The 16,638-nt window shown below is 62.3% G+C and carries 5 protein-coding genes; 1 reads left to right on the forward strand and 4 read right to left on the reverse strand.

Annotated elements, in window-relative coordinates; translation table 11 throughout:
* The 4 genes from ACN0X9_RS08205 to ACN0X9_RS08220 all read right to left on the reverse strand — a co-directional run.
* Positions 1 to 3,917: beta strand repeat-containing protein (locus ACN0X9_RS08205; RefSeq protein WP_417487129.1), on the reverse strand; the 3,917-nt coding region annotated here is incomplete at its 3' end.
* Positions 3,918 to 4,154: 237 nt separating this feature from the next.
* The gene (locus ACN0X9_RS08210; RefSeq protein ID WP_417487130.1) at positions 4,155 to 5,231 is read right to left on the reverse strand and encodes a hypothetical protein; all 1,077 of its coding nucleotides are present in this window, start codon (positions 5,229 to 5,231) and stop codon (positions 4,155 to 4,157) included.
* The gene (locus ACN0X9_RS08215; RefSeq protein WP_417487131.1) at positions 5,228 to 9,505 is read right to left on the reverse strand and encodes a hypothetical protein; all 4,278 of its coding nucleotides are present in this window, start codon (positions 9,503 to 9,505) and stop codon (positions 5,228 to 5,230) included. The genes ACN0X9_RS08210 and ACN0X9_RS08215 overlap by 4 nt, the downstream gene beginning before the upstream one ends.
* On the reverse strand, positions 9,487 to 9,972 hold the full coding sequence (locus tag ACN0X9_RS08220) for a hypothetical protein (RefSeq protein ID WP_417487132.1): 486 nt from the start codon (positions 9,970 to 9,972) through the stop codon (positions 9,487 to 9,489). The genes ACN0X9_RS08215 and ACN0X9_RS08220 overlap by 19 nt, the downstream gene beginning before the upstream one ends.
* A 681-nt stretch (positions 9,973 to 10,653) precedes the next feature.
* On the opposite strand from ACN0X9_RS08220, the gene ACN0X9_RS08225 reads away from it, so the two are divergent.
* Positions 10,654 to 16,626 (forward strand): choice-of-anchor D domain-containing protein, encoded by a 5,973-nt coding sequence (locus ACN0X9_RS08225; protein WP_417487133.1) that lies wholly within the window; start codon positions 10,654 to 10,656, stop codon positions 16,624 to 16,626.
* Positions 16,627 to 16,638: the final 12 nt, after the last annotated feature.

The following is a 16,638-nucleotide window of genomic DNA, read 5'->3' on the forward strand; positions in this document are numbered from 1 at the left end:
CCGCCGGTGCCGCCAAGCGAAACATTGACGGCTCCGCCAACACTCATCCCGCCGGCTGCGCTCGCGGCAACCGAGAATCCACCATTGCCGCCACCGCCGCCAATCGACTGGGCCAGCACGCCATGCGCCTCATCGCCGCGCGTGATGATGTGGTCCGTTTGGGTGACCGTGACGGTCCGGGCATAGGATCCGGCCCCGCCGCCTCCGCCAATGGAGACGCCAACGCCGACACCGGCCGTGCCGCCGGCGGCGACATTGCCCGTCGCAGACCAGCCGCCATTACCGCCACCGCCGCCGATCGACTGGGCCGCGATTCCGTGGGAACCGGTCCCGGTCGTCTCGACCACGCCGGTCGATGCAACCCTCACATCATCTGCGTGAGCACCGTCACCAGCCGCACCACCAAGCGCGACATTGACCGCTCCGCCGGCTGTGCCGCCTGCCGCCAGGGATCCCGAGAAGGCAAAGCCGCCATTACCGCCACCGCCGCCAATCGATTGTGCCAGAATGCCGTGGGAAACATTGCCGAAAGTGAAGACCGTCCCGTCCGACGTGACCACCACGTCGCCATTGACGATTCCACCACTGCCGCCATCACCGCCGAGCGAGACACCGACACCAACTCCAGCCGTCGCGCCCAGGCTCATTGTTCCTGTCGCCGACCAGCCGCCATTACCGCCACCGCCACCGACCGATTGCGCGAAGAGACCGTGCGAATTGTCGCCGGAAGTCGCGATAATGCCATCGCTGTTGAGCGTTACCTGGCCTGAATAGGATCCGGCTCCGCCATTGCCGCCGAGCGCGACATCCACGCCGACGCCAGCGACACCGCCGCCGGAGAGCGAACCGGAGAATGAGAAGCCGCCATTGCCGCCGCCGCCACCGATCGACTGGGCAACCAGGCCATGGGCATTGCTACCCGAAGTGATGACATTGCCGGTCGCGTCGATCAGCACGGTGCCGCCAAAGCCACCCGCTCCACCGCTGCCGCCGAGGGATACACCGAGGCTGACAGCCGCGCCGCTGGAAACCGCGAGGTTGGCGGTACCGGTCCAACCCCCATTGCCGCCACCGCCGCCGACCGACTGGGCCAGCACGCCGAAGGAGTTATTGCCACTGGTCTGGATCGTGTCTGCGGTCCGGACCGTGACGGAATCCGAGTCCCCCCCGGCTCCGCCATCGCCGCCCACGGCCACCGAGACAGACGCTGAGGCGCCAACGCCGGCACTGACTGCGCCGGCAAAGCTCTGGCCACCATTACCGCCACCGCCGCCGACCGACTGTGCCAAGACGGCATGCGCATTGTCGCCAAAGGTCAGGACCGAGCCGTCGAGATCCATCTCGACAACGCCGCCCATGCCGCCGGCTCCTGCGTTGCCGCCAACGGCCACACTGACCGACCCGAATGCCCCGATGGAGCCGGCAACCGAATAGCCGCCATTGCCACCGCCGCCACCGACCGATTGCCCGACAATTCCGGTCGAGCCATGGCCGCGGGTTTCGATGAATGTGCCATCGGCACTATTGACCCGCACAATGCCGCCTTCACCACCGACCGCGCCATCACCGCCGACTGCGACACTGGCGAAGAGACCGCCGGAAACCGCGCTACCACCATTGCCGCCGCCACCGCCGATCGACTGGGCGATGATGCCGTTCGAGTTCTCGTTGGTCGTCAGGATATTGCCATTGGCGTTGACCGTAACCGTATTCGCCGAATTTCCGGTTCCACCTTGGCCACCGACAGAAACCATGCCGCCGGCGCCGCCGCCATTGCCGCCACCGCCGCCGATGGACTGGGCAACGATCCCGGTCGCGCCATTGCCCTGGGTCTGGATCAGACCGCTCGTCGTAACGGTGACTGTATTGCCGGTACCGCCGCCGGATCCGTCACCGCCGATGGCCCCGATGCCGCCGCCGGCGCCGCCATTGCCGCCACCGCCACCGATGGACTGGGCGAGAATGCCGAATGCCCGGTCGCCCTCGGTGAGGATGCTGCCCATGGTGATGTCAACAACACCGCCATCGCCGCCGACATCGCCGTCGCCGCCAATGCCGACAATGCCGCCGCTGGTGCCGCCATTGCCGCCACCGCCACCAATGGCCTGTGCCAGAACGCCGTGCGCGTCGGTTCCGGTCGTCGAAATCGTGCCGGTCCCCGTCACCGTGACCGTCTCGGCGCTTCCGCCCGCATCACCGTCGCCGCCTATGGCTGCCAGACCCACGGTCGAACTGCCATTGCCGCCGCCGCCGCCGATCGATTGCACCAGAATGCCCAGCGCGCCTTCGCCGGTAGTCGTGATCAGCCCGTCATTATCGACATGAACCTCGCCGGCCGCACCGCCAGAGCCGCCCGTGCCGCCCAGCGCAACAAGGCCGCCAGTGCCTCGCCCGGAGCCGCCACCGCCGCCGATGGACTGGGCCATGATACCGTGACTGCGATCACCGGTGGTCGTCGTGCCTGTCGAAATAGCACCATCATTGTAAACGGTTACCGTACTTGCATCGCCGCCGGAGCCGGAGCCTGCCCCCAGCGCGGCAATTCCGGCAGAGGCACCGCTGCGGCCGCCACCGCCGCCGATGGACTGGGCGGTGATGCCGACAGCATCGTCGCCGCGCGTGGTGATCGTACCTGTCGCCGCGTTGGTGACAAAAACCAGACCGCCATTGCCGGCCCCGCCGCCGCCGCCGCCAAACGCCACCAAACCACCGGATGCCCCGGCATCGCCGCCAGATCCACCAATACTTTGAGCCACGATCCCGTCGGAATAGGTCCCGGTGGTGATGATGGAGCCGTGATTGGTGACCGTGACAGTCGAGCCATTGCCCCCGGTGCTGCCGGAATCGGCGTCACCGACAATGCCGAAACTCGAGCCGGCATCGCCCGCTGCGCCGCCCATGGACTGGGCCAGAATACCATTGGCACTGAGGCCGGTGGTGCTGATGGCGCCATGATTGACGACTGTAACCGTTCCACCTTGGGATGCCGGTCCGGAAGATCCTCCGTCAGACCAAATAAATCCGCTACCGCCGTCACCGCCCGATCCGGCGCGGCTGAGGGCGAACACGCCATGCCCTTCATCGCCAGATGTCGACACGTTGACATAGGTCGTCAAGGAAACCGTTCCGCCGGCGCCGCTGGCCCCACCTTCATAGCCATCGAAGCCGAATCCGGCCGCATTGCCGCCATCGCCGCCATCGCCGCCGATCGAAACCGCACTGATGCCAGGCAGGTTGTCCGATATGGCGTCAATATCGCCATGGCCGGATGAGGTCAGGGTATGGATGACGTCCGGCCCGACCCCACCGTCCTCACCCGGATCACCATTCTCACCGATCGTGAAGCATTTGATGATGCAGATACGGGCGCCCCAGGCATTATCGCCGTCCGAACCGTGCGATCCGACCTGGCGGTCAGAGAAAATGTTCGTGTTGCCAGCCGGTATAGCCGGATTGACCGTGGTCGCGGGCGAGCCCGGAGACCCGGTGATCCCGGACGAGGCCGTCGTGATGTCGCCGCTGCGGGAGGTAACCGACGAGAAGGTGAAGCTGTTTCCGTCAGCGTCTTCTGCCGTGTACGAAACGATATTGGCGAACGGATCGACATTCACCGCGGTGACCGTGTAGGTCGTCGCAGCGCCCGCCGTATCGGACGTTGCAGTGGGGTCAACAATGGTGTCGCCGACGGCTGCACCGACAATGATCACATTGAAGACATCCGTCATGACGACATTGTCGCCGAGAATCGCCTCGACGGTTTCATGTACACCGGTGATCGGATTGACAACGGTATCGCCGACATCAACCGCCCAGGCCGCCGGACTGGCGATTGCCGCCACACCAGCGCTGGCGAGCGCCAGGCTCAATGCTTGAGGGGAGGTGCCGAGAAGCAGGTTTGAAACACGGCGGGACCGCATCGACTGGCTCCCGTCGGAAGCCTTCAGAAACTTGTACAAACCAATCCCCCCGGAACACACAACTGACGCTAGTCTCGGGGTTTACGCAATATTTGTACCGCCCCCCATGGGAGCTTAACGCAAGCTTAACCTTTTAGCGACCACCCGCTCCTGAATACTGAAATTTCGGGTGGGGGCAACGACCGGAACGCTGGGCATTCCATCACTAAAAATCCGTCCGTGCCCCAAATCAACAGCTCAGCCTTCATCGCCCTTGGGCGCAGGATCGTCATTGGTGGACAGGCTATTCCGGCGCCGCCAGAACCAGAAACCAGCGCCTGCGGCGGCCAGGCCCAGCAGGCCCAACACCACCTGGAAGAATAGCGACATACCGCCCTGTCGCCGGCCTTCGACCACACGCGCGAGCTCGCTGGCAACCGTTTCCGCCTCATTGGCAGCCCGCAGATCGACGCCGAGCGCATTGCCAATCTGGGCCAGTTGGTAGAGCGAGGGGTCATCCGCCTCGACTCCCAGCGTGATCAACTGGCCTTGCATCCGGGCAATCGGCTCGACCATGACAATTTCGAGGGACTTGTAGCCATCAGTCTGCCGGTCCTGCCAGGCCCCCGGGTCTGTCACACCGACAAACACCGGTCGACCGCTGACCTCAACATAGCGCATACCGCTCCAACCGCCATTTTCCGACGGCGAGACGTACAACAGCTCGCCATCCTCATCGGCCACGCGAATTTCCGGCCCGGCATAGCTTCCGGTCCAGGCATGAAGCTGGATACCAAGCACGCCGCGGCGAGGCGGATCGACCCGGAACCAATCCCAGTCCTGGTTGGCGATCCTGATGACGCTGTGGAAGGGAAGGTCGATCGCGCGCGCCTGGCCGATCCGGTCATTGGGCTCGAAAGCGTCATTGGGCGGTCGAGCGGATAGCCTGCCCTGCACAAGGCCGCCAGCCGGGCCGTTCGGGCCCGATCCAGCAAGTTGCAGGCGGTGCCGGCCCGGCCCCAGGACCAACACTTCACTCGTGGTCTGTTTGCCCTCGCCTTGGTCGTCGGTGCCGTCGTGGATGGTGATTTCGGCCAATGAATCGGGACCCGAAAACACATCGAAATGAACCTCGGCTGCCCGCTCCAGTCGCAATGCAATCTCGGCCGTGCCGTCGCCATCCAATTCGATGGTGATAATCTCGTTTGGGTCCAAGCGGGTCTGTGCTCGCGACATGGGAGCGGCAAGCAGGACCACGCACACCGCCACAATGACGATGCCGATAAAGCCACCGTCTGATGGACGAGAGCGATTGGATGACATCACCGGCATCATCCGTTCTCCGGTTCGGCCCGGGAAACCGCATCCCCGACGCGCTGGCGCGCTTGTGGCAGGGACATCAGTCCGCGGCGCGCCTGATTGGCACGGTTTCGAACCCGGTCCATATCCGCCTGTCCCCGAGAGCTGCGCCCGACATCGGATATTGTCTCGCTTGGCCGGGAATTGATGCCCCAGCGCAGGCCCGACTGTCGGGTACGACCATAGTACACGCCGTAATCCTTGATCTCATACACAGCGAGACATCGCCCGTCCGGCAGGACACGTTCGATATAGTTGTGCTCGGTCAATGTGATACGGTCCAGATGACGGCCGCCGTCCTCGATCTCGACGGCATAGCCCGACCAAGTCTCAGCCTGACAGTTGAGTGGCGTCTGTGGTGCCGCAACCCGATCCGGCTCAGGCGGCGGCGTCGCGTCCGGCGCCTGATGCCGGGACAGGACTGATTCCAGATCGCGGATCGCCCCGGTCACATTGCCCTCACAAGTCTCGGCGCCATCGGTGAAGCTGGCATAGCGCCACTCCTCCGCCCGTGGATCGGCAAAGCTGGTGAACAGCCCGCGCGCCTGGGCATGGGCAGCCGCCAGCGGAGTGCCTCCCCCGGCAGACGCCGAAACCAGAAAATCACGAATGCCCTCGGCGTCCCGCGTGAAACGCCGGGTCGTGAAACCGCCACAACCACTGAAGACCACCGCCGCAAATTCGATCAACTGATCTTCGGGAAGATTTTCAAATGTTTGCGTGATTCCTGCCCTCGCATTGGCGAGCCGGCCACCCTCATTCATCGAGCCCGACCCGTCGAGAATGATCAAAAGCGAAAGCGCCGGCCCCTCACCCAACCTGTGCCAGGTGTCAGGCCCGCCACTCGCGGCCGTCGCCCCGGCCCGCAGCGCCTCCAGTCCGGCCCAGTACAGCCCAGCGCCCCATTGTGCAGGATCATTGATCGTGACCGCGGTCGCCGGATCAGCATCAAGCGGCTGGTCAGTGAGGCTGACGGTGACCGCGAGATCTCCGTTCTCGTCGCGCAGGCTGGACGCTTCCTCCAGATCGAAATGCGCCTGCCAGCGATCCTCGTCACCACTGACTTCGGCTGTCGCGCCACCGATTGTAACAGTCGGGGCGTCGTCCAGTGGCGCGGAAAATTCCAGACGCATCCGGCCCTCGCCGCTTTCACTGACGGTGCGCGCCACATCGACATCGAGTGTGCGCACAGGCGCTCCCAGCGCAAAAGTGGTCAGCTCCCTCTCCGCGTCATAATCCGGGCCGCCGGACCACTCAGCGCGGTAGGCAGTGCGACCGCCAGCACGCACTTCGATACGTGTCAGATGAACGGGAATACGGTCGACCAGCAATTGATGGTCTTCATTCGGCTGGGCACCGCTGGTTTGCCGATCCGCATCGGTCCAGGCGCCGCGGCGCGATTGCACGCTGACCCGCAAAGGCAGGGGTCCGCGCATGGCGTCATAGGCCTCATCTTCCGGTATTTCGTACCGACCGCGCCAGCGTCGCGCATCCAGCCATCGCCCATCAAGGGGCTCACCGCCCAAGGTCAGGATTTGATCTTCCGCATCGCGCTCAATCTCACTGTCGAAACGCAGCTCCACGGTCAGCTCTGCGCCCGGACTGACAGGTCGGAATGCCCTGTCTTCCGGATCGGAAGGCTCCTCTGGAGGCGTATCAAACAACCGCTCCGGCTCGGTCAATTCAGTCTCGGCAACGGGCGGCGCGGAGTAGGCATAAACCGGCAGGTCCTCGCCTCGGGCGGAGACCTCGACCGTGACCAGACGGGGGATGTCCACCTCCCGACGCAACACAAAGCGACCTGCGCTGGCGCGGCCCGGGTCCTGTGCATCAGAGGCTGCCCGGGTCACGAAAACATAGGTGTAACTGTCGCCACTGCCCGGGCCGCCAGCCGGGTCGGCGAAGCTGACATCGCTGAAAATATCATCAATCCGGAAGCGGATACGGCGGTCGCTCCAGTCGACAATATCGGTCACGAGGATGGCACCGTCCGGGCCCAGGCCAAGACGCAAATCCCCCGCGCTTTCCCCGAAATGCCGACCCCGAATTTCGATGGTGTCGCGGGTGTCTTCCAGGACCGCGACAACGCCGTCGGCCGCGAGATCATCCTCGTCGACCACATCAACTATCGGCGTCCGGTCACACCAGTTGGCAACTGACTGCAGGGCCAGCCCAGCATCATCCATACTGAAGGCAAGGCTCTCATCGGCACTGAAATCCCAGCTCACATAGCCGGGATGCAGCGTGTCGACCCGATCATCGCCAAAGCCGGGAGCGGACCAATTATCATTGACGACTCGGCACAACGGCTCTGTTCGCTGGCGTGTGCCGTTGAGCTGGACGAAGGCGTGCTCGGTTATGCCGGCGCCTTCGTCTGTCTCGTCATACAGGCGCTGGGCAAGGATTCGGCAGGTGGCCCGTTCAGACTCTTCCGCCGACCCGCGCAGATCAGGCAATAGCGTATCAGACTGGCGGCAGAAATAATCAGCGTGGGACCGATTGAAAAAGCCGAATACCGTTTGTGCGTCCCGCCCCCGCGGATCACGATCAGGCAAGGTTGTGATCGCCGGCGGTTCGAGATAGCTGGCGACCGGGTAAGTGTCGCCGGTCGGCACACCCAGCAGTGTTCCCATCCCGCCCTGCGCCATGTTCAACCCCGACGGATCGGCGAAGGCCGCCATCTGGGCACGGACATAGATGCGGGTCACGGAAAGCGTGTCATTGCGGCTGTAGATGAAGCCCCGGATCTCCGGCGGCAGATCAGAGGTCGAGGCATTGCCAGTGACTTCATTGATCACATTTCCAATGCGGAAACCGGCCTGGGCCATGGTCGAGATCGCGCCCGCGGCGGCGAATTCACTTCCCATGCCAAACACAATGGCCTCATTGGTCGCCCAGGCATTGTAGCAATGTGGCCCAAGGCTCTCTCCGGCGCCATTGCTGACCGTCGCGCCATCAACACCAAAACCGCTGCCATTGCGGCCAAAGGCCCGGATCACGTCCCGAAAGCCAGCACTCGAACAGGCCATCAACTCATTATACTGACGCTGTACAGGAAGGGCCGTTTCGGAATTGTATTCGACGATATAGCCGGGCAGGCTGACGCGGGCCGCATAGCGCCCCCGATGCATGTCCCACGCTCGATAATCCCCCACACCAGGATGCTCTTCCTCATCTCCAGCGCGGCGCCAGTGAGCGATCTCGAGCCTGGCGGCCGGCGGATCGCCCGGCTCGGTCAACCCGAGGCCTTGCCCGATCCAGTTGAGGCTACGCTCCGCCAGATTGACCACGGTATTGACGACACCGACCTCCGGCGAGGACAGGGCATCCGGCACGTGCGCGACCGACTGGTACCCGTGAATGATCCCGGTGAAGGCGCCTGCCATGAGGGCTCGCGTCGGGTCCAGGGCAATGCCATTGGCATTGTATTCCGGTGAACCCCAACGCTCGAACATGTGGCCCATGGCCCAGCGATCCTGCAGGAAGTGCTGGGCGTAGCCCTCAAAGGCCAAAGCCTCCATCTCGGCTTCCCGGACCACATCACGGTAGGCTTCCATGTTGGCCGGATCGGCTTCGATTCGTTCACGCAAACGGCGGGCCCGCGCAGCGAGCCCCAACGCTGTCGCGTGAAGCCGCTGGTAGGAGCGGGTCGCTTGCGAGCCGAAGTGCGAGGCATTGAAACCGCCGCCCTGCCAATAGGAATAATTGTGGCAATTGGCCGGCGTTCCTGCCGGCATTTCACCACTGGGCAACGGTGGGCAGAGTTCGTTCCGGTTGATCCAGTCATAGAGGGAATAGCTGAAATCAGGGATACCGGCGAAGTTTGCCGCACCGGGAACCGTACGTTGCGGCAACCCCATGATATCGTCAGGATCCCAAGTCGATCCCTCGCGTTCACGGCCGATTTCCGGACGGAAATACCCGGTGGCCAGATCACGGACCACCAGGCGATTGTCCGGCGAGAACCCCCATGGAGAGCCCGGCGCAGCCCTGTCGAGCGCGACCTGGGCCAGCCAGGCGTGTTCGTTTTCATGACAGCTGTCGCGCGCACTTTGATGGCAATAATAGATGCCATGCCACTTGTCGGCATCTGTCACATGCCCGCTGTACGCTCCGGCGCGGGCCGACTCCTTGGTGTCGTACGCGGTGGTCAGACCCAGCAAAGCCACCACAAGCCCCAATCGCGCGACATGGGCGACGCGGCGCCATCCGGTCTGTCTCGGTGGCAGGATCATTGGACGGGTGCGCACCAGGCCTCCTCCGCGACAAAAATCGCATCAAACTCGGCCATCGCGCTTTCGAGCGCGGTTCCGGCCCGGTCCGCAAAGCGGTCGCGGCAAGCTTGCGGGCATTCCGCCTGGGCAACGCAAGCCCTCAACCTGCCGGCCTTCTCCTCGGGCGTCGCTTCCGAAGCGGGGGCGAGACAGGTCAGCACGCTGTCCATGCACTGGCCCCATTGGGCGATTGGATCATCCAGACCCGGATAGTGGACTGCGGTCAGGACCAGGTCGCCGTCAGTCGGACTGCCATGTCCAACCGGTCGTGCCTCCATGAAAACCGGGCATTCTGCAGTCCCTGCGACACAATCGGGATCAGCCACATAGTTGCCGTCGGCCCACAAATCGGCCGGGGGGGCATCGCGCGAACTCATGAACCACCACACGACAATCGCAGCCAGCATGAACAGTGCTGCCGACAGCAGCAGGGCTACAGGCATCGGGCGCCGTGCACCAGCAGCGCCTGGAGCGGCCTGTTCGTCCATCCGGTCTGGGTCTGGTGTTCGGTCTTCGCTCATACAGCCTCGCTGACACGGCCCAAGGGAGCCCTGCAATTGGTCAGAAAACGCGGAACACGGAAGGCTGAAGCTTAACACGCTAACCGGGAAGGTCGAGGCCCATATTGGCGCCACGACGGGAGGTAAGATGCGCTGACACACCGGCCCACAATCAAGTCCGGCGCTGACCCAACTCGCCCGTGGCAGCTCTTTTCCGGCAAAGACGAACGCCTGGTCCGGTCGGGCTCACACGATTTCTGCGTGCCGTTCTGACGATTTGTCATTTCCGGCACGCCGCCATGCGAAGATGTCGCCGAAGGACATTTGGGCGCGGCTTGACTCCTACAGACCCTCATCCGGTGGGCCGTGCCCGATAAATTGTAGGACATCATCACTTTGCGGGTCGGAGTGGCTTTTTTAATTCAGGCATTGGTTGTAGCTTCGACGGCATTCGTTCCAGCGTGGTCGGGTGCCTACAGGGCAACTACGTGGCGGAGCAATTTTTCGTAGCTTGGGGGTCCGGGCTCGATGGGGGAATGTATGAGCAATTTTCTGTCCGCAATCGCGACGGCGATGTTGGGTTTTTCCAAACAAGGTTCCGTCCAGACGTCAGCCGTTCGGACAATGACGCCGCCACGTGCCAGTCAATTGTCCGGACTGGCGGCCGTTGCGCTTGCCATTCCGATGCTTGCAGCACCAGCCGAAGCCCAAACCTTTGGTGAAAGTGCCCTTTTCGAAGCGAATGACGGCTCTCACGTGGACCCAGGGGAAACCTTCGGCGTCACGCTCTCCTTCTACAGCGATTTTGCCAACACACTCGCGGATGTATCCACCGGACTTGACCTCGATGGCGTCATTCCGGGCGCGGCCCTGACCCCGGGGTCTCTCGCGTTTTTCGGTTGCGGCGACAATGCCAAATTTGGCGGCTCTGGGACCCTGACATTTGAAGACATAGACATTGCAACCACTTTCACGCTTTGCCGGATTACTTTCGACGTCAGCGTCCCCGCAGGCACGGCCAGCGGCGATTATGTTTTTTCGACTGAGCCTCTCACCGGCACGGCCACGCCCGACGGCGCATTTGTGTCCGACCTTGGCGACTTCACCGTCCCGGTCGACAACGACACTGTTGCCCCGTCATCAACGATCACCGGCCCGGCCGGTCCGGTAAGCGCGGCGTTCAACGTTTCTGTGTCCTGGTTCGAGAACATTAGCGGCACGCCTCCAGAGGCAATTGACGGATTTTCCCCGTCGGACCTGACGGTGACCAATGCAACCGTGGCGTTCGCCGACCTGGGCGGCGATGGCGCGCAATCTGGCGACGACACGGAGGGCGTAACCATCGAAGTCACGCCAACCGGCGGCACACCCATCACCGTCCTGCTTCCTGCCGCGACGGTTCAGGACCAGTCTGGCAATGACAACCTGGCATCGAATACCTACAGCGTCGTCTACAGCGCGGCCGGCGACCCGGCCGATGATGTCGACTTTTCGATGCAGTGGTTGCCGAACAGCGTTGATGCCGGCGACACGGCCACAGCCCGCTTCACCATTACCAACAACTCCGCACTCGCCCTGACCGCAGGAGCATTCTCATTCGACATCGACAATCCGTCGACGTCAAACTTCGTCGGCGTTCCGCCGCTCGCCACGCCATGCGGAGCGGGATCCTCAACGTCCTTTTTTAACTCCGATACATTCGCCCAGTTTAGCGGGCTAGAGCTGATAGCGGGTGGTTCCTGCACGTTCGATCTGAGCGTGACAACCGATGCGGGCCTCGCGAATACAAGCTACGGATTCGTGACGGGTACCCTGTCATATCTGCTCGATGGCGACGCCGTCACCGACACTAACGCGGCTGCCAGCCTGGTCATCGGCGGTGCCGAAGGTGGCGCGGGCGAGATTGAATTCACCAAGACATTCGACGCAGCCAGCGCTGCGCCCGGTGACTCGATCGATCTTGAATTCTACATTGGCGCAACAGCCGACTTCTCGGCTACCGGTCTCAGCTTCACAGACGACCTCGACGCAATGCTTTCTGGCGCAATTGCGACCAACACACCAATCGCAGACGCATGCGGTTCCGGCTCGACCTTGAGCGGGACGAGCACCCTGACCCTGACGAGCGGCAGTATTGGTGCCGGCGAGTTGTGCCGTTTCACAGTCACTGTTTCAGTTCCCGGAGGCGCGACCGACGGCACCTACACCAATACAACCGGCACGCTGTCCGCTACCCGTTCCGACACCGGCGCCGAAACCATTGCGGCAGCCAGTGACTCATTCGATGTGGTGAGCCCCGCTGCCACTCTTCCAACAACAACCATTTCAGGCAGCACAGATGACCTGGGTGTTGGGTTGGACAGAGATCTCGACATTCGTTTCAGCGAGGCGATCGACAGTCTCGAACTCGCGGATTTTGACCTGACGAACGCCACCGCCAGCGCCCTCACTGGATCCGGCACCGACTGGCAGGTCACCGTCTCACCAATCGCAACGGGAGCTGTCACAATTCAGGTCCTCGCCAACATCGCCCAGGACGCCGAAGGTGATTTCAACCAGATATCCAACCCGTTCAGCTTTACGGGCGTAACCCCAACGCCGGAGATCAATGTCACGGGCAACTCCGTCTCGATTCCGGACGGTGACACACTGCCCATCGCGGGCGACCACACCATCTTTGCGTCGGTTGACGTCGCGGCCGGTCTGACGTCTCGCACGTTCACAATCGAAAACCTTGGGACAGGGCCCTTGAGCGTCACCAATGTGGCCATCAGCGGGACCCACTCTGCAGACTTTACCGTGTCGGCTTCACCGGCTGCCAGTGTCGCTGCTGGTGCGAACACAACATTCCAGATCCAGTTCGACCCGAGTGCGACTGGATTGCGGCAGGCGACCGTCACAGTGACCAATGATGATGCCGACGAAGCCAGCTACGATTTCGCGATCGAGGGAACGGGTTCATCGGCTCCAGAAATCACCGTATCCGACGCGTCGGGTGCTGTTGATATTCCCTACAATGACACCACACCCAGTGTGGCCAAAGGCAACGATTTCGGGTCCACCGCCGTGGACGGCGGAACAGTTTCTGCGACGTTCCGCATCGACAATATCGGAACCGCCGACCTGGTACTGGGCGCCGATGCCGTCAGCATTTCCGACTCCACGGACTTCACCGTGACCGCGCAACCGGCCAGCACGATCACATCGGGCTCGTCCTCGAATTTCACGATTCAGTTTGACCCGTCTGCCGTCGGCTCCGGAAGCGGCACAGTTTCCATTGCCAATAATGACTCCGACGAAGCGCCATTTTTGTTCGCTCTGACCGGAATCGGAACCGACAACGCGGCCCCGACCGGGCATTCGGTGGCATTCGATGCGAGCACCTATGGCCCTACCACATTCACCGCGGCCTCTTTCACGATTGATGATCCGGAAGTTCTGGCAACATTCGCCTATTCGATCAGCACCTCAGGCGGCGGGGACCCGGTTACGGGCAATGGAACGATTCCGACTCCAGCACCGGGAAGCCCCTCCGAGTACCAGGTGACAGGTATTGACGTGTCGTCTCTCTCTGACGGCACGCTGACAGTCAGCGTCACCCTGACTGACCCATCTGGCAATGCGGCAGCAGCCGTTACCGATACGGCTGATCTCGACCTGACCGGCCCTACCCCTGCCATCACCACGGGGGCCGCCGATCCGGTCTCCGGAGCGTTCAGCGCGTCCATTGATTTCGGGGAAGCGGTCACCGGTTTTGCGCTGGGCGACATCGACGTTGCCAACGGCGCGGCATCCGCGTTCACCGACGCTGGCGCCGGTCTCTACCCCGCCACCATCACCCCGGCAGGTGACGGGCCCGTCACCGTCGACGTCGCAGCAGGCGTCGCCCAGGACGGGGCCGGCAATGACAACACTGCCGCAACCCAGTTCTCCATCACCAATGACGAGACAGCGCCGAGCGTCGCGCTCAGTGGTCCCACGGATGATCAAACGGGAACCTTCACGGTCACCGCGGTGTTCTCGGAGAGCGTGACAGGACTTGGTCTGGCTGATTTTTCAGCCACCAATGCCACAGCGTCCAACCTCACAGGCTCGGGCACCAACTACACTGTCGACATGACACCCACCGCGACAGGCACCGTGACCGTCAACCTCCCGGGTAATGTTGCCCAGGACGCTGCCGGAAACGGGAATACAGCCGCAGTCGTGTTCACAGTCGATGCCGACCTGAATTTGCCGACTCTCGACAGCTTGATTGTTTCGGATGCTGACCTTCGCCTCGAAGATGTCGGGACTACAATGACACTCACGGCGACATTCAGTGAAGCGATGGATCCGGCAACCGCTCCAACATTTGCTTTCAGTTCGGACATGTCGACGACGCTCGCATTCCAGAGCGGCGCATATTCGGGAGGCGATACGGTCTACACTGCCACTTACACGGTTCTGGACGGCAATCAGGTCGCACCGGATGTCGATGTCAGTGTTGGCACAGCAACAGACGCCGCGGGCAATGCCATGGCCGACAGCACTGTGGCCGACCTGTTCAGCGTTGAAATGCGTCGTGGATCGCTTTCCGTCTCAGTGGCCGTATCGGGTGCTGTTGACGGTGCGTTCGAGTTCGATGGCGACCTCGGCGCCTTCACCGTCACGACAACCGGACAGACGGGTACAACCAGTTTTGCCGACCTGACGGAAGGTTCGTACAGCTTTACAGGCGCGACGGCCGACGGCTTCAACCTGGACAGCATCACTTGCATCGGGGGCACCGCTTCCAGCGATGTCACCACCGGAGCGGTCACCATCACGCTTGAGCCTGCGGGCTCCATTTCGTGTGAGTTCACACAAATCGCGGAACCGGATGTCGATGAAACCCAGATTCCGGAAGTCAGCATCGAACTTCCCACCCTGACCGATGACCCGACCACCGCGACCAGCGTGTTCAGCCTCAACAATGTCGGAGGCGAGGCCTTCTACTTCACGGCGTCCACGGACCAGCCGTGGCTTGTTATCGATCCTACATCGGGCTCCATTCCTGCCACTGGAAGCCTCGATTTCACCGTCAGCTTCACAGCCGCAATCCTCGACCTCGAGCCGGGCACCTACAACGCCGTCATTACGGTCTCCGAAGTGAGCCCTGCTGGACAGCGCGGCACGGTAAGCAAAGCCAATTCTCTGGAAACCATCAACATCCCAGTTAGCGTTTCTCTCGAACCGAGACTGGGCGAATTGACCATCGTGACAAACACAACCTCCCAGGAAGAAGGCGAAGGCAGCTTCACATACGCTTCAACGCTCGCCGCGCTTGACGGTCAATCGGTCACCACTGCCGGAGGCACAGCAAGCATTTCAGCCACTGATGTCCTGAGAGGAAATTACGCGCTGACCCAGCTGGTGTCCGAAGGGTGGGACCTGGCCTCGCTCTCCTGCACCGGCGATCTCGACGGCGGCAACGTCTACGACCTGGTCAACGGCGAAGTCCAGATTGACCTCGATGCAGAGGAATCGATGGTCTGCACGTTTACCAACCGTCGAAACGAGGACTACATCCGCGGCATCACCCTCTCGGCGATCCGTAATTTCATGGCAACGCGCGCCGACCTTATCCTCACCAACAGCCCCCGCCTCACAGGCCGGATGCGTGGAGATCGGACGTCTGGCACGCCAAACCGGTTCGCCGCAGATTTCCAGGACGGACGGCTGCAGGCTCAAATGTCGACCAGCCTCAGCGCCTTGCGCAAAGCCGCTGAGAACGACGCACCGCAGGTTCCGGGTTCCGAGCAATTCTCATTGGCGGGCCGGACCGGGGCAGCCAGCCTCGACGTCTGGATGCAGGCAAGCATGTCAAATGTGTCCGACAATCGCGCCGGATTGAACTCCGAAGCCGATTTCTCGATCGTCCATATCGGTACCGATATGATGGTCTCGGACTCGCTGCTCGCCGGCGTGATGCTGCAGTACGACCAGGCCGACATGACGACCGGAGCCTGGAACAGCTCTGTCGAAGGCAATGGCTGGATGGTTGGCCCGTACATGGTCACGCGCCTGGCCGAGGCGACCTATCTTGATGTCCGGGCGGCCTGGGGCAAGTCGGACAACACGGTCAACCCGATCGGCACCTATACGGACAGCTTCGAGACGGACAGGTGGTTGCTGGAAGCCAATCTGACAGGCGATATCCTTCACGGAAACTGGCGCGTATCGCCTGGCATTGGGCTCGCCTATTTCAATGAAACCCAAAACGCCTACACGGACTCTCTGGGCATCGTCATTCCAGGACAGACCATCACCATTGGCCGCCTGACAGCAGGGCCGGAAGTCGCTTACCGGTTTGCAAGCGAGAACGGCGGTTTCGTTGAACCGTATCTGCAACTGAACGCGCTCTACGATTATGATGACGCAGACGTATTCAATGCAGCGGGACAACTTCAGACCCTCGGTCACTTCCGCGCCGATGCTCGATTGGGCATCGCCGCCGAATTCTCCAATGGAGGCCGATTGGCTGGCGAAATCTCGGTACTGGGACTGGGTGAAGGGCAATTTGAAGCCAACAGCGCCATGATCCGCGTAAGGCTTCCCCTGAGCCTCCAGCAATAAACCGGCGAGGCG

The sequence above is a fragment of the Maricaulis sp. genome (assembly GCF_048268525.1).
GTDB lineage: Bacteria > Pseudomonadota > Alphaproteobacteria > Caulobacterales > Maricaulaceae > Maricaulis.

What these genes read in the sequence shown, in the direction of transcription:
- ACN0X9_RS08210 (WP_417487130.1), bottom strand. Translation starts at nt 5,231, where the DNA reads ATGATGCCGGTGATGTCATCCAATCGCTCTCGTCCATCAGACGGTGGC.
- ACN0X9_RS08220 (WP_417487132.1), bottom strand. Translation starts at nt 9,972, where the DNA reads ATGCCTGTAGCCCTGCTGCTGTCGGCAGCACTGTTCATGCTGGCTGCG.
- ACN0X9_RS08225 (WP_417487133.1), top strand. Translation starts at nt 10,654, where the DNA reads ATGACGCCGCCACGTGCCAGTCAATTGTCCGGACTGGCGGCCGTTGCG.